Below are 14,594 nucleotides of genomic sequence, written 5' to 3'. Positions count from 1 at the left end.
CGACAAACACCAATCCTCACGAATCTGGAGCATTTCTCTTCGTTCAAGCTGGATCGGGATAGGAAGGGGCTGTTCCCCTCCCGTCTCCCTTGTGGGTGGAATGGGAATTCTAGGCCCAGAGCATCAGCCGCAGCTCATAGGGATCGTGCATATCGGGGTGAAAGGGCAACAAGCGGATGGCCAGCCCCTGTAGGCCGCTGGCCTCGTAGCGAATCTGGCCGGAGAAGATGGCGCGATCCTCCATCGTCTCCACATGGGGCAAAGAGGTCGCCTGGCCGTTCTGGATCTGGCCGTTGTCGTCCACCGGCCCCTGGTAGGCCTGGACGATCACGTCCTGCGGCTGCAGGGATCCCAGCCGCACCTCGACAGTCACCGTGAGGGGATCCCGGGCCATCACTACTTGGTCATCTTGCGCCGAGGGGAGGCCGGCGGCGGAAGCTTTCTTCGGGGTTTCAATCTGGACATTGAGGACCCGAATGTTGTACCAGTTCTCCTGCAAATGATTGCGCCAGCGGGTGAACTGGCGAGCCGACTCGAAATTGTCGCGGCGCATGCGGTCAAAGTAGTTGCTGAGGGGGATGTAGGCCCGCTCGGCATACTCCAGCACCATGCGCTGCGTGCTGAAGCGGGGGCAGTTGAGCCGAATCGCCTGCTTCATGCGCTGAATCCAGGCGTGGGGCAGGCCATCGCTGCCGCGCTGGTAAAAGAGAGGGGCAACCTCTTGTTCCAGCAGGTCGTAGAGGGCATTCGACTCCACCTCATCTTGGTAGGCGCGATCCTCGTATTCCTCGCCGCGGCCAATGGGCCAGCCGGTCTGGTAGTAATCGGCCTCATCCCACCAGCCATCCAAAATGCTCAGGTTCTGTCCACCGTTGGCCGCCGCCTTCATGCCGCTGGTGCCGCTGGCCTCGCGAGGGCGCAAGGGGTTGTTCAGCCACACATCCACGCCGGCCACCATCAGGCTGGTGATGTACATGTCGTAGTCCTCGATGAAAACTAAGTGCTGGCGAAACTCCGGCTGGCGCGACACCTGCACGATCTGGCGGATCAACTCTTTGCCGGCTGTATCGCGGGGGTGGGCCTTGCCGGCAAAGATAAACTGCATCGGGTACTGGGGATGGTTGAGCAAGGCCTTGAGCCGTTCCAGGTTGTGGAGCAAGAGGGTGGCCCGCTTGTAGGTGGCAAAGCGGCGGGCAAAGCCAATGGTGAGCACCTCTGGGTTGAGGGCCTCGGAGGCTCGCTGAATCTCCACTGCCGAGGCGGCCCGCTTTTGCAGTTGTTCCACCAGGCGCTCGCGGGTGAAGGTGATCAAGCGGGAGCGGCTGCGCTCGTGGGCCCGCCACAGTTCCCCATCCGGGATCCGATCCACCTTTTGCCAAAGAGGATCGGTGGGGGGAGCCTCCGCCCAATCCGGCCCCAGGTAGCGATCGTAGAGGGCTTGGTTCTCTTCCCCCACCCAGGTGCGGACATGCACCCCGTTGGTGATGGAGGTAATCGGCACCTCCTCCAGCGGGATCCCGGGCCATAGCCGGCTGAACATCTTGCGCGAGACCGCCCCGTGCAGCTTGCTGACGCCGTTGACAAACGAGGCCATGTTGATGGCCAGCACCGCCATGCTGAAGGGGGACTGGAAGTCGCCGGTGTTTTCGCGGCCCAGGGCCAAAAAGCGCTCCCGGCTCAGGCCCATCTGGCTGTAGTAGAAGCCGAGGTAGTAGTCGATTTTGTCCGGCGGGAAGAGGTCGATCCCGGCGGGTACCGGCGTGTGGGTGGTAAACATCTGGCTGGACTTGGCCACCTGCCAAGCCTCTTCAAAGCTCAGCCCCTGCTCCAGCATCAACAGGCGGATGCGCTCCACGGCCAAAAAAGCCGAGTGCCCCTCGTTCATGTGGTAGACAGTGGGATGGATGCCAAGGGCGCGCAAAGCCCGCACGCCGCCGATGCCCAGCATGATCTCCTGGTGGATGCGCACGTCCTGGTCGCCGCCGTACAGCTCATCGGTGATGTCTTGGTCGTACTGGCTGTTGGGCTCGATGTTGGTGTCCAAAAGATACAGAGGCACCCGCCCCACCATCGCCTTCCAGATGCGGGCAAACACCTTGCGCTTGGGGTAGTCCACCTCAATGCGAATCTCGCGGCCCTCCACATCCCTTTGCAGCTCCAGGGGCATGTTGAAGAAATCGTTCACAGGGTAGCGCTCCTGCTGCCAGCCGTCGGGGTTGAGGTACTGGCGAAAATATCCCTTTTGGTAGAGCAGGCCCACCCCCACCAGCGGCAGGCCCAGGTCGCTGGCCGCCTTGAGGTGATCCCCGGCCAAAACCCCCAGGCCCCCTGAGTAGATGGGCAGACAATCGGCCAGACCAAACTCGGCTGAAAAATAGGCGTAGCACTCCCCTTCCACCGCTTGGGCCGAGCGATACTTGCGGTACCAGGTGTCTTCCTGCAGGTAGCTCTGGAGCTGTTGGCTGGCCCGTTCCAACTGGGCCAAAAAGCCGGGATCCTCCGCCAGCTCGTCCAGCCGCTCCTGCCGCATCTGCCCCAACAAAGCCACCGGGTTGTGGCCACAGGCATCCCAGAGATCCGGATCCATGCGCTGGAACAGGCTGCGGGTTTCCACGTTCCAACTAAAATGCAGGTTATAGGCCAGCAAGCGCAGACTTTCCAGAGCAGCCGGCAGGTAGGGAGTGACCTTAAACGTGCGTAACGGCTTCATAGTTAGGACGCGTGCAGGTCGCCACTGCCAAGCTACCCTGACCTCGGCGGGAGAGCACAGTTTTTTACAGCTTCTTTCGAGTTGAAGGCCGGGATCCTGCCTAGGTACCACCTGCCGCTTCCAGGGAACCAAGGCATAGCGCATTCCTTGTTACATATGGATCTAACTGCACCCCTGGCCGACACCATTGCTGCCATTGCCACCGCTGTGGTGCCCGAGCAGGGCAGCATTGGCATTGTACGCCTTTCCGGCTCGCGGGCTTTGGCCATTGCCCAGGCCATCTTTACCCCCGCCCGCCGCAACGCCACCTGGGAGAGCCATCGCCTCCTCTACGGCTGGATCCACGATGAGAAGGGCCAGCGGTTGGATGAGGCCCTAGCCGTCTGGATGCAGGCCCCCCGCTCCTACACCCATGAGGACGTGGTGGAGCTGCATTGTCACGGCGGCATCATGGTGGTTCAGTCCACGCTGCAGCAGTGCCTGCGCCAGGGAGCACGGCTGGCGCAGCCGGGGGAGTTCAGCCTGCGCGCTTTCTTGAATGGACGCATCGACCTCACCCAGGCCGAAAGTGTGGCCGATCTGGTGGCGGCTCGCTCCCCGCAGGCAGCCCAGATGGCGCTGGCGGGGCTGCAGGGCAAATTGGGACAGTCCATCCGCGCCCTGCGCCAGGAGCTGCTGGGCTTATTGGCCGAGATCGAGGCGCGCATCGACTTTGAAGAGGATCTGCCCCCTCTGGATGTTCCCGCTTGGCAGGCCCGGCTGCAAGCCATCCAGGCCCAGATGCAGGCCCTGCTGGCCACCGCCGAGCGGGGGCAACTGCTGCGCACCGGGGTGAAAGTGGCCATCGTCGGACGGCCCAATGTCGGCAAGTCCAGCCTGCTCAACGCCTGGTCGGGCCAAGACCGCGCCATCGTCACCGACCTGCCCGGCACCACCCGCGACGTGGTGGAATCCCAGTTGGTGGTGAGAGGGATCCCCGTCCAGCTCCTGGATACTGCCGGCATTCGCGCCACCGACGATCCCGTGGAACGGCTGGGGGTGGAGCGCTCCCAACGCCTAGCCCAAGCTGCCGATGTGCTGCTGCTGGTCATCGACGCCCAGGCCGGCTGGACGGATGCCGACGCCGCCATCTACGAGTCCATTCGCCACCGCCCTCTCATCTTGGTCATCAACAAAACCGACCTCGCCCCCCCTGACGGGATCCCCCTCCCCGCCGAGATTACCCACCGCGTCCCCGCCGTCGCCGCCCAAGGCCAAGGGATCCCGGAGCTGGAAGAGGCCCTGGAGCAGCTTGTCACCCAGGGACGGCCCCAGCCCAACCTGGAGGTGAGCCTTAACCAGCGCCAGGCCGCCGCCCTCCGCCAGGCCCAAGCCAGCCTGGAACAGGTAGTTCAGGCTATGCAGGCGCAGCTCCCCCTCGATTTCTGGAGCATCGACCTGCGCGACGCCCTGCACGCCCTTGGCCAGATCACCGGCGAGGAGATCTCCGAAGCAGTGCTGGATCAGATCTTCAGCCGCTTCTGCATCGGCAAGTAAGCGCTCATTAACTCATACTCATTATGAGTTTGTGTTAGTATGGGCTGAGTTGGGGATCCTCACAGCGGATCCCGGATAATGGAGACACAACTTAGGAGGTTGGCTATGGTTACCGCCGCAAAAACCCGTCTCTACCCCACCCAGATCGACTTGCCGGCCGAGGCCCGCGCGCAACTGGTGGAGTTGCTCAACCAGTCCTTGGCGGACGCGCTGGATCTGAAAACCCAGGTGAAGCAGGCCCATTGGAACGTCAAAGGCATGAACTTCATCGCCCTGCACGAGATGTTTGACACCTTTGCCGGCACCCTGGAGAACTACGTAGACATGCTGGCGGAGCGGATTACGGCTCTGGGGGGCATCGCCCGCGGTACCGCTCGCATCGTCGCCCAAACCTCGAACTTGCCCGAATACGACCTAACGGCTGAGGAGGGGCGGACTCACCTGCAGGCTTTGGCGGCCCGCTACGGCCAGTATGCGGCTGCTGTCCGCCGCAACATCGACCGCACCACCGAACTGGGGGATGCCGACACCGCCGACCTGTTTACCGAGATCTCCCGCCAGATCGACAAAGATCTTTGGTTCATCGAGGCTCACCTGCAGGCGTAACGTCGGCAAGCCAAATCTGGATAGGCAAGTGGAGTAGGCAAAAATGGGCGTCAACGCTCCCCTCCTGTACCTGGTGGCTTTGGCCAGTATCCTCAGCGTGGCAGGCTACTTCGTCCTGCGTGAGGTGCTGCGGGTGCGGGCCCAGGAAAAAGTCATCCGGCAGCTCCAGCCTCGCCTGAGCAAAGGCAAGGGATCCCCACAGGAGCACTACGAGTTGGGCAGCGTCTATCTGCAAAAGCGTCTCTACGACCAGGCCATCGTCCAGCTTAAAAAAGCTCTAGAGGTGGCTGGGGAGAACATTCCCCCCGTCTGCAACGCCCTCGGTTTTGCCTACTTCAGCCAGGGGCAATACGACCTGGCCATCCGCTACTACAAAGATGCAGTGGCAGCGGATCCCGGCTATGTGACCGCTTGGAACAACCTGGCCCATGCCTATGAGAAGAAAAATCTCTATGGCCCAAGCCTGGAAGCTTACGAAACTGCCCTGAAGTTGGATCCCCAGAATGCCATTGCCAAGCGCCGCTCGGATTCTCTGCGCAAACGCTTGTAGCCCAGCTCCTGGGGATTCCCTCTGCAATTCCATCCGCAGAAATACTCTTGACTGAGGCACAGTTGTTCAGATGGGTTGGGCTTAAAGGCTCATCATGCTTTTATAAGCCTCTCGTTATTCTCTCAAAAGGAGATTGAAATATAGAAATCTTGAGCACACATGTAAGATCCGGTATCGTGTTGCCGGGGCTGGTATTATGTCTTAAAAACGAGAGGCCATTTCATGGATTCGCAATCGGTAGCACCTGTGGTTCTGGTAATCCTGGACGGCTGGGGTTATCGGGACGCTCTCGATGGCAACGCGGTGCTGGCTGCCCAAACCCCTGTCCTGGATAGCCTTTGGGCTGCCTATCCCCATGCTCTGCTGCAAGCCTCAGGTCGAGCTGTGGGCCTGCCGGCAGGACAGATGGGCAACTCTGAAGTCGGGCATCTGACGTTGGGGGCAGGGCGGGTGGTACCGCAAGAATTGGTGCGTATCAGCGACGCCATCGAGACGGGATCCCTCTTCCAGGAGCCCCTCTTGCTGGAGGTGTGTTGCCAACTCAAAGAGCGAGGGGGCCGTTTTCATTTCATCGGCCTCTGCTCTGAGGGGGGGGTTCACTCCCACATCGACCATCTCTATGGCTTGCTTAAGTTGGCGGCCCAGGCTGGGATCCCGGCCTATGTCCACGCCATCACCGATGGCCGCGATACCTTGCCTCGCGACGGGGCCAGGGTTCTGGCCGCCCTGGAAAAAGAGCTGCAATGGCTGGGCAATGGCGTCATCGCCACCCTGAGTGGCCGCTACTACGCCATGGATCGGGATCGCCGTTGGGAGCGCACCCAGAAGGCCTACGAGATCCTGACGGAAGACGGCCCTGGCTGTGGCCGCAGCGCTGCTGAGGTGATGGAAGACTTTTACGCCCAGGATGTTACCGACGAGTTTATTCCCCCCACTCGCTTGGCTCCGGGGGCGGTGCAGCCGGGAGATGCAGTCATCTTCTTCAACTTCCGCCCGGATCGCGCCCGCCAGCTCACCCAAGCCTTCGTCTGCCCTGACTTTTCCGGTTTCCAGCGCCGTCTGATTCCGGATCTCACCTTTATCACCATGACGCAGTACGATCCAACCTTGCCGGTGCAGGTGCTCTTTAAGCCCCAGAACCTGGATCACCTGCTGGGCCAAGTGGTGAGCGAGGCCGGCCTCAAGCAGTTGCGCATTGCCGAGACGGAAAAGTACGCCCACGTCACCTACTTCTTCAACGGCGGCATCGAGCAGCCCTTTCCCGGCGAAGATCGCATCTTGGTGCCAAGCCCGCTGGTGGCCACCTACGACCAGATGCCGGAGATGTCGGCGGTGGAGGTGACCGACAAGGCTATCGAAGCTATCGCCCGCCGCGAATACAGCCTGGTGGTGCTCAACTATGCCAATCCCGACATGGTGGGCCACACCGGCAACTTCGAGGCCACCGTGCGGGCGCTGGAGACGGTGGATCGCTGCCTGGGCCGTCTGCTGGCGGCGGTGGTGGATGCGGGGGGTACCACCTTAATCTTGGCGGATCACGGCAACGCCGAGCTGATGTGGGACGAGCAGGGCAACCCTTGGACCGCCCACACCACCAACCCCGTCCCCTGCATCCTGGTGGAGGGGGAAAAGCGCAAAATCCCCAGTCGCGGCGGCAACGTCAAGCTGCGCTCCGACGGCACCCTGGCCGACGTGGCCCCCACCCTTCTGGAGATCTTAGGTCTGCCTCAACCTGCCGAGATGACAGGGCGCTCGCTCTTGCAGCCGGCAGAATACACCATCCTGCAGCGGCAACCCAGCCCAGTGGGGCGCTGAGACCGGGAATTGCTCACTCGGCCACTGGGATCCCAGCCTGGGCCAGCCAAGCTCTCAGCTCTTCCCAGTTGCGGTAGAGGGCCAAAACCTGCGAGCGCTCAGGGTGATAGGGGGCGCTCAGGCGCTCCAACTGCAAAAAGCGAGCCTGGGGAGGGATCACCGCCACTTCCGGATCGGGGGGTGTGGGCCGGCGCAGGGAGCTGCTGTAGCCGCGGTAGATCAGCACCAAATCAACTTCCCCCTCGCTTTCTACCTCTACCCGCAGCACCTCCTGGGGGTGAGCCTGGCTGTAGCGCTCCAAGGCCAGCGGCCAGGGCAAAGCACTCATGCCAGCTCCCCCTTGTCTGCACCGGGCCGCAGCCGCCAGACAAAGTAAACGCTATAGAGCAGGTAGGCCACCAAGCCCCACGCCCCCACGCTCCCCAGCAGCTCCGGCGGCACATTGGGATGGAAAATCTCTCGAAACCCCAGCGGCGGCTCAAGCCAAGCTCGACACTCCGCCGATAGAGAAGCCCGGAAGGCGCAGGGCACGAAGGCCCCCGAAAAGAGGATCCCGGCCCCCATGTAACCGGTTACAGCCCACCGCCAGAGCAAAAAAGCTCGTGCCGCCCAGCTTCTCGACTGCCTGAGAGCAGTGCTCCAATCTCGCCAGAACCACAGGCAGACCGGGATCAAGAGCCGCGCCATCGCCCCGCTCAAGAAGCTGATGGGCAGGCCACCAATCATCAAATACACCGTCACCGCCAAGAGGCTGGACACCCGCCAGTAAACGATCAAGAGCTGAATCAGAGGACGTAACCCCACCGCAAAAGCCCAAATTAGGAGAGCCAACGGCAGCACCACCGTCAGCGCCACGGCCAAGCTGTAGTCCACCCAGATCGCCTTGACCAGCCAACTCACGGGGATCATCCTCGCCCTTTCTTCTCACTGCCCCATAGTATATAGAGCGGCAGGGTCGGCGGGATCCACCTCAAAACAACAGGAGGTAACAGAATATTGCAGCTTCTCGGCCACCTTAGGCAAAACTTTACATCCGAGGGCTTTCAGAAAGTTTTCCATTTTTGCCGTTGCCGATCCGCGAAGGTGGTAGATTCTTAGAGGAACATCTCCGTCTGTCGAAGGGCTAGTCGTCTTTCGAGGCGATGATTGTAAGGTTCCATCCCGTCCTGGCCCGGCCCAACTCGTTAAGTATTGTTACTTAGTCGTGTTATTTTGGGTTAAGGCCAGATCCTCAGAGGTGGTGACCTCATTCCCATGGCACGTTCTTCCCGACTTCTCTCCCACAGTCCTGCCCGTTGGAAGGCGACCCCGTGGAAGCCCAAGCCTTTGCCTCCCCTAGAGGAGGCGCCGCCTCCGTCCCAGCAGGAGGAGGATTTAGGCTGCCAGAGTGCGTCGCAGCCGTCGCTTGCTCCGGGCGAAGCGGGTTCGGGGGAGAAGGCGACAATGGCTGGCAGGAGCTATGAAGCGCTGCAGCTATGGCTGGTGGTGGTTACCTTGGGCGTGAGTCTGGCCATCGCTGTGGGAGTGGCCCTGGTCTACTCCCCAGGGGTGGCGGCCAACTACTTGCTCGGAGCAATCGTTGGCGTAGTCTATCTGCGCATGCTGGGCCGTGGTGTTGCGGAGCTGGGCAAAAGTCGCAGCCGGCTGGGAGTGACGCGCTTGGCTCTGTTTGTCGGGCTGATCGTCCTGGCCACTCAGGTGAAGTCTTTACAGATTTTGCCTATTTTTTTGGGGTTCATGACCTACAAGGTCGCCCTGCTCATTCATCTTGTCCAGACGCTGACTCGTTTATCCTCTTCTGCGTGATGCCCATGAACCTGTTCTTCTCCTCTCCTCCTCTTCTAGCAGAACTTGAGGTCGGCCATCACCTCTATTGGCACCTGGGCAAATTCACCGTTCACGGGCAGGTTTTGATTGCCAGTTGGATCGCCATCGCCCTGATCTTGGCCGTGGTGCTGTTGGGGACTCGTCAACTGCAGCGGGAGCCGGCTGGCCTGCAAAACTTCGTTGAGTATGCCCTGGAATTTGTGCAAAGCATTGCCCGCGCCCAGATTGGCGAGCGCAACTTCCGGCCCTGGGTGCCCTATGTTGGCACCTTGTTCTTGTTCATCTTTGTCTCCAACTGGATGGGCAACCTCTTCCCCTGGAAGCTGATTCCCCTGCCGGAAGGAGAGCTGGCCTCTCCCACCAACGACATCAACACCACCGCCGGCTTGGCGCTGCTCACCAGCGTCATGTATTTTGTAGCCGGCATTAGCAAGCGTGGGCTGGCTTACTTTAAAAAGTACATCGAGCCCACGCCGGTTCTGTTGCCCATCAACGTCCTGGAAGATTTCACCAAACCTCTCTCGCTGAGCTTCCGTCTGTTCGGCAACATCTTGGCAGAGGAGCTGGTGATCGCGGTGTTGGTGTTGCTGGTGCCGTTGTTGATCCCGGTGCCGGTGATGATCCTGTTCCTGTTTACAGGGGCCATTCAGGCTTTGATCTTCGCGACGCTCTCGGCAGCTTACATTGGAGAGGCGCTGGAAGGTCATGGGGGTGGGGATCACCACGATTGACCCAGGAGTTGAGCCAGCCGCCGAGTTCAGAGCCCAGCTCTCAAAACCTCTCCAATGGGTCGTTGCAAGGGATCCCTTCTCTGGTAAGGTTTGTTGGGGCCGAGAGGCCGCCGACAAAGAGGCGATCGGTTAAATATCAAGCCAGATCACCTCGACGCTCAAAGCGCTGTTGCGTTCGTGTCAACCCTCTGTTTTGTACTGACAAGGAGCATCTCACTATGGATCCGTTAACCTCTGCTGCTTCTGTTTTGTCTGCCGCTCTGGCAATTGGCCTGGGATCCCTGGGCCCGGGGCTGGGCCAGGGGAATGCTGCCGCCGCCGCTATGGAAGGGCTGGCCCGTCAGCCGGAAGCAGAAGATAAAATCCGCGGCAACCTGCTGGTCAGCCTGGCCTTCATGGAAGCGTTGACCATCTACGGCTTGGTGGTGGCACTGGTACTTTTGTTTGCCAACCCCTTCGCCTAATGCCTCTGGGGGCGGCCCAGGCCGAGAGCTGGGGTCTTGCCCCCCTTCCCTGCTCGATCTCAGATCCTGTTTCTGTTGGTGCGGCCTCATGATTTGTTCAACTTTGTTGGCCGTCGAAGCTGCCGAGAAAAATGGCCTCTTCGATCTGGATGCCACCTTGCCCATCATTGCCGTCCAATTTCTGCTGCTGGTGGCCGTGCTCAACTCCCTTTTCTACGAGCCGGTTACTCGGGTCATCGACAGCCGCAACGACTACATCCGCACCACCCAGGCGGAGGCCCAGGAGCGGTTGGACAAGGCGATGGCTCTGACCCGCCAGTACGAGGCTGAGATCGGCAAGGCCCGCCTACAGGCGCAGCAGGTGATCGCCGAGGCGGAAGCGGCTGCAGCCCGCATCCGTGCGGAGAAGCTGGCGGCAGCCCAGACGGAGATCCAAGCCAAGCTGGAGGCGGCGCGGCGGCAAGTTGAGCAGGAAAAGCAGACGGCGCTCGAACAACTGCAGCAGCAAGTGGATGCCATTGCCGCCCAGATCACCGAGAAGCTGTTGGGCAGCGCCCGTTAAGTGGCCGGTTGAACATTCCTTGGGAGTAGCGCGTGATGCTGGTGTGGAGCCTGATGCCCGCTTGGCTTTTGGCCATGGCAGAAGCCGCGGAAGTATCCCCAGAAAAGGGGCTCTTGGATGCGATTCTGGAAAGCAACTTAATCAACATCGCCATCATCCTCACCTTGCTGTACATTTTGGGGCGCCGGGTGGTGGGGGAAGCTCTGGCCAAGCGGCGAGAAGGCATCCTCGAGGAGCTGCGCCAGGCGGAGCAGCGCAAGCAGGAGGCGATCGAGAGGCTGGCGGAAGAACAACAAAAGCTGGCGCAGGCCCAGCAGGAGGCGGAGCGCATTCGCAAACAGGCGGAGGCCAATGCGGAAGCCCGCCGGCAGGAGCTGTTGCAGCAGGCGGAGCGGGAGATCGAGAGGCTGCGCGCCAACGCCGAAAGGGATCTCTCTGCTGAACAAGAGCAAATTGTCCAGGAGCTGCGCCGCCAGATCGTGCGCCAAGCCCTGCGCAAGGTGGAGCAGGAGCTGCCGCAGCACCTCAGCGAGCAGGTTCACCAGCGCCTGATCGAACAAGGGATCCAGATGATTGCCCGCTAAGGAGGAGGAAGAGAAAAGCATGATCAGCCGCACCATGGCCGCCAAGGCGGTCGATCCCTACGCCGAAGCCCTGGTTTCTCTTGCCTCTGCTCAGGGGCTAATGGATACCTTTGAGGCCGACATCCGTTTCATGGCCGCGGTTCTGCAGGCCACGCCGGAGCTGGGCCAATTCCTCGCCAGCCCCCTGATCAAGGCGGAAGCCAAGAAAAACCTGCTGCAGCAGGTGTTTGCCGACCAGATCCACCCCCTGCTGCTGAATGCTCTTAAGCTGTTGAGCGACCGTCGCCGTATCATGTTCCTCGAGGCCGTCTGCCGGCGGTTCTTGGAGCTGCAGCGGAAGCTCCAAAATATCGTCCTGGCCGAGGTGACCACGGCGGTACCCCTGACGGAAGCGCAACAGCAGTCGATCCGCGAGCGGGTAAGAGACTTCACGCAGGCCAGGGGTGTGGAGCTCCAGATTGCCCAAGATCCCACGTTGCTGGGTGGGGTGATCATCAAGATCGGATCCCAGGTGATCGACCTCAGCTTGCGCGGCCAGTTGCGCCGGCTGGCGCTGCAGTTGGCCTAAATTGGCCCAGCGTTTTCCTCAATGATTTTTTTGGATCCCTTCCTATTCCGTTGAGAGGACTGCTATGCCTACGATTCGCCCAGACGAGATCAGTACCATCATCAAGCAGCAGATCGAACAGTATAACCAGGAGATGCAGATCTCCAATGTCGGTACCGTCCTGCAGGTGGGAGACGGCATTGCCCGCATCTACGGCCTGGAGAAGGTGATGGCCAGCGAACTGTTGGAATTTGAGGATGGCACCACCGGTATTGCCCTTAACCTAGAAGAAGACAACGTCGGCGCAGTGTTGATCGGCTCCGGGCGCAACATCCAAGAAGGATCCACCGTCAAAGCCACGGGCAGAATTGCCAGCATCCCTGTAGGGGAAGCCCTGCTGGGCCGCGTGGTGGATCCCCTGTGCAATCCCATCGACGGCAAAGGGCCGATTCACTGCACCGAGACGCGCCTCATTGAGTCCCCGGCCCCCGGCATTATCGATCGCCGCTCCGTGTACGAGCCTCTGCAAACCGGCATCACCGCCATTGACGCTCTAATCCCCATCGGGCGGGGGCAGCGGGAGCTGATCATCGGCGACCGCCAAACCGGCAAGACCACCGTTGCCGTGGACACGATCCTGAACCAGAAAGGGCAGGATGTGATCTGCATCTACGTAGCCATTGGCCAGAAGCAGAGCACCATCGCCCAGGTGGTGGGCATCCTGACCGAGCGAGGGGCGATGGACTACAGCATTGTGGTGGCTGCCGGCGCTGACAGCCCGGCACCGCTGCAGTGGTTGGCCCCCTATTGTGGCGCCACCATTGCCGAGTACTTTATGTACCAGGGTAAGCACACTTTGGTGGTCTACGACGACCTCTCCAAGCAGGCGGTGGCCTACCGGCAGATGTCGCTGCTGTTGCGGCGTCCGCCCGGTCGGGAAGCCTACCCAGGGGATGTGTTCTATCTGCACTCGCGGCTGCTGGAGCGGGCGGCCAAGCTGAACAGCCGGCTGGGCGAGGGATCCATGACGGCGCTGCCGATTGTGGAAACCCAGGCCAACGACGTGTCGGCCTATATTCCCACCAACGTTATCTCCATCACCGATGGGCAGATCTTCTTGGAGTCGGATCTGTTCAACGCCGGCATTCGCCCGGCCATCAACGTTGGCATCTCTGTCAGCCGCGTCGGCTCGGCGGCCCAGACCAAGGCGATGAAGAAAGTGGCCGGCTCGATCAAGGTGGAACTGGCGCAATTTCGCGATCTAGAAGCCTTTGCCCAATTTGCCTCTGATCTGGACGAGGCCACCCAGAAGCAATTGGCCCGCGGCCAACGGCTGCAGGAGATCCTCAAGCAGCCGCAATATTCGCCCCTGTCTTTGGATCAGCAGGTGGCGATTATCTACGCCGGGACGCGGGGGTATTTGGACGACATTCCGGTGGAGAAAGTCTCCAGCTTCAAGCAGGGCCTGCTGTCCTACTTGGGCACCACCCATCCCAAGTATGGCGAGATCGTCCTCTCCACCAAGCAACTCACTGAAGAGGCGGAAGAGATCTTGAAAACCGCCATCACGGAGTTCAAACAGAGCTTCCTGGCCAAGGCGGCTTAGTTGCCGGGGATCCCTGCTTTGGGGATCCCCATCCAGTAACCACAGCAGAGGGAATCGGTTATGGCAAACCTAAAGCGGATTCGCGATCGCATCAAGGCGGTGAAAAATACCCGCAAGATTACAGAGGCCATGCGCCTGGTGGCGGCAGCGCGGGTGCGACGGGCCCAGGAGCAGGTGATGGCCACCCGTCCCTTTGCCGACCGCCTAGCCCAGGTTTTCTATCGGCTGCAAACGCGGTTGCGGCTGGAAAATGTCGAGTTGCCTCTGCTGAAGCAGCGGCCCATTGAAACGGTGGGCCTGTTGGTGGTGGCTGGGGATCGGGGCCTGTGCGGTGCTTACAATGCCAACGTTATCAAGCGCACCGAGGAGCGGGTGCGCGAGCTGCAGGAGACGGGGCTGCAGGTGCAGCTTTACCTGGTGGGCCGCAAGGTGGTGCAGTATTTTCAGCGCCGCTCCGCTCCCATTGCCAAGACCTACGTGAACTTGTCGCAGATTCCTACGGCGGCGGAAGCTGCGCAAATAGGGGATCAGCTCCTCTCCGCTTTCCTGTCCGAGAAAGTAGACAAGGTGGAGCTGATCTACACCCGCTTTGTCTCGCTGATCAGCTCCCGTCCGGTGGTGCAATCGCTGCTACCTCTGGATCCCACGCGCCTGGCTGCCCGCGACGACGAGATTTTTAACCTGCTGGTGCGGGGGGGAGAGTTCACGGTCGAGCGCAGCAAGATCGTTGCTCCTGTCTCAGCCCCGCCGCCAGACATGATCTTCGAGCAGGATCCGGTGCAGATTTTGGACGCGCTGCTGCCGCTGTACTTGAACAACCAGTTGTTGCGGGCTTTGCAGGAAGCAGCGGCCAGCGAGTTGGCGGCCCGCATGACGGCCATGAACAATGCCAGCGACAACGCCAGCGAACTCATCCGCACACTGGGCCTTGCCTACAACAAAGCTCGGCAGGCGGCTATCACCCAGGAGATCCTGGAGGTAGTTGCCGGAGCTGAGGCCCTATAAACTTCTCTCCCACCCTCACCCCCAACCCCTCTCCCAGAGGTACCCTCACCC

15 protein-coding genes are annotated in these 14,594 nt (G+C 60.9%); 12 read left to right on the top strand and 3 right to left on the bottom strand.

Going from position 1 to position 14,594, the window contains the following annotated elements; all coding sequences use genetic code 11:
* Positions 1-109 precede the first annotated feature (109 nt).
* Positions 110-2,710 (bottom strand): alpha-glucan family phosphorylase, encoded by a 2,601-nt coding sequence (gene glgP, locus NW826_RS12975; RefSeq protein ID WP_414510330.1) that lies wholly within the window; start codon positions 2,708-2,710, stop codon positions 110-112.
* 156 nt (positions 2,711-2,866) lie between these two features.
* On the opposite strand from glgP, the gene mnmE reads away from it, so the two are divergent.
* The 4 genes from mnmE (at position 2,867) to gpmI (ending at position 7,217) form a co-directional block, all read left to right on the top strand.
* Complete coding sequence (gene mnmE, locus NW826_RS12970) at positions 2,867-4,246, top strand: tRNA uridine-5-carboxymethylaminomethyl(34) synthesis GTPase MnmE (protein WP_414333048.1); 1,380 nt, start codon at positions 2,867-2,869, stop codon at positions 4,244-4,246.
* 105 nt (positions 4,247-4,351) lie between these two features.
* On the top strand, positions 4,352-4,852 hold the full coding sequence (gene dps / locus NW826_RS12965) for a DNA starvation/stationary phase protection protein Dps (RefSeq protein ID WP_414510329.1): 501 nt from the start codon (positions 4,352-4,354) through the stop codon (positions 4,850-4,852).
* 43 nt (positions 4,853-4,895) lie between these two features.
* Positions 4,896-5,402: a tetratricopeptide repeat protein gene (locus NW826_RS12960; RefSeq protein ID WP_414510328.1), complete on the top strand. Its 507-nt coding sequence runs from the start codon at positions 4,896-4,898 to the stop codon at positions 5,400-5,402.
* Positions 5,403-5,624: 222 nt separating this feature from the next.
* A complete protein-coding gene (gene gpmI, locus NW826_RS12955; protein ID WP_414426946.1) occupies positions 5,625-7,217 on the top strand; it encodes a 2,3-bisphosphoglycerate-independent phosphoglycerate mutase in 1,593 nt (530 codons plus the stop codon).
* A gap of 13 nt (positions 7,218-7,230) precedes the next feature.
* Here gpmI and NW826_RS12950 read toward each other — a convergent pair whose 3' ends face one another.
* Both NW826_RS12950 and NW826_RS12945 read right to left on the bottom strand, forming a co-directional pair.
* The gene (locus tag NW826_RS12950) at positions 7,231-7,545 is read right to left on the bottom strand and encodes a hypothetical protein (protein WP_414333055.1); all 315 of its coding nucleotides are present in this window, start codon (positions 7,543-7,545) and stop codon (positions 7,231-7,233) included.
* Positions 7,542-8,126: a DUF3177 family protein gene (locus tag NW826_RS12945; protein ID WP_414333057.1), complete on the bottom strand. Its 585-nt coding sequence runs from the start codon at positions 8,124-8,126 to the stop codon at positions 7,542-7,544. Before NW826_RS12945 ends, NW826_RS12950 begins: the two co-directional genes overlap by 4 nt.
* Positions 8,127-8,660: 534 nt before the next feature.
* On the opposite strand from NW826_RS12945, the gene NW826_RS12940 reads away from it, so the two are divergent.
* The 8 genes from NW826_RS12940 (at position 8,661) to NW826_RS12905 (ending at position 14,543) form a co-directional block, all read left to right on the top strand.
* Positions 8,661-9,023, top strand: coding sequence for a hypothetical protein (locus NW826_RS12940; protein ID WP_414333058.1), 363 nt, complete (start codon positions 8,661-8,663; stop codon positions 9,021-9,023).
* A 5-nt stretch (positions 9,024-9,028) separates the two neighbouring features.
* Positions 9,029-9,775, top strand: coding sequence for a F0F1 ATP synthase subunit A (atpB, locus tag NW826_RS12935; protein WP_414510327.1), 747 nt, complete (start codon positions 9,029-9,031; stop codon positions 9,773-9,775).
* 218 nt (positions 9,776-9,993) lie between these two features.
* The gene (gene atpE / locus NW826_RS12930; protein WP_011430931.1) at positions 9,994-10,239 is read left to right on the top strand and encodes an ATP synthase F0 subunit C; all 246 of its coding nucleotides are present in this window, start codon (positions 9,994-9,996) and stop codon (positions 10,237-10,239) included.
* Between the two features lie 88 nt (positions 10,240-10,327).
* Entirely contained in the window at positions 10,328-10,801 is a 474-nt protein-coding gene (locus NW826_RS12925; protein ID WP_414333062.1) for a F0F1 ATP synthase subunit B', read from the top strand.
* Positions 10,802-10,836: 35 nt separating this feature from the next.
* A complete protein-coding gene (locus tag NW826_RS12920; protein ID WP_414337239.1) occupies positions 10,837-11,385 on the top strand; it encodes a F0F1 ATP synthase subunit B in 549 nt (182 codons plus the stop codon).
* 19 nt (positions 11,386-11,404) lie between these two features.
* Entirely contained in the window at positions 11,405-11,953 is a 549-nt protein-coding gene (atpH, locus tag NW826_RS12915) for an ATP synthase F1 subunit delta (RefSeq protein ID WP_414384909.1), read from the top strand.
* 64 nt (positions 11,954-12,017) lie between these two features.
* Positions 12,018-13,538, top strand: a complete 1,521-nt coding sequence (gene atpA, locus NW826_RS12910; protein WP_414333068.1) for a F0F1 ATP synthase subunit alpha — start codon at positions 12,018-12,020, stop codon at positions 13,536-13,538.
* Positions 13,539-13,598: 60 nt separating this feature from the next.
* Positions 13,599-14,543 carry a F0F1 ATP synthase subunit gamma gene (locus tag NW826_RS12905; RefSeq protein WP_414333069.1) on the top strand — a complete coding sequence of 315 codons (945 nt, stop codon included), beginning with the start codon at positions 13,599-13,601 and terminating at the stop codon, positions 14,541-14,543.
* The last annotated feature ends 51 nt before the right edge of the window (positions 14,544-14,594 follow it).

This window comes from Synechococcus sp. OH20 (assembly GCF_047502685.1).
Lineage (GTDB): Bacteria > Cyanobacteriota > Cyanobacteriia > Thermostichales > Thermostichaceae > Thermostichus.
Note: the sequence above shows the minus strand (reverse complement) of the source record. Positions and strands in the feature narration are given on the sequence as shown.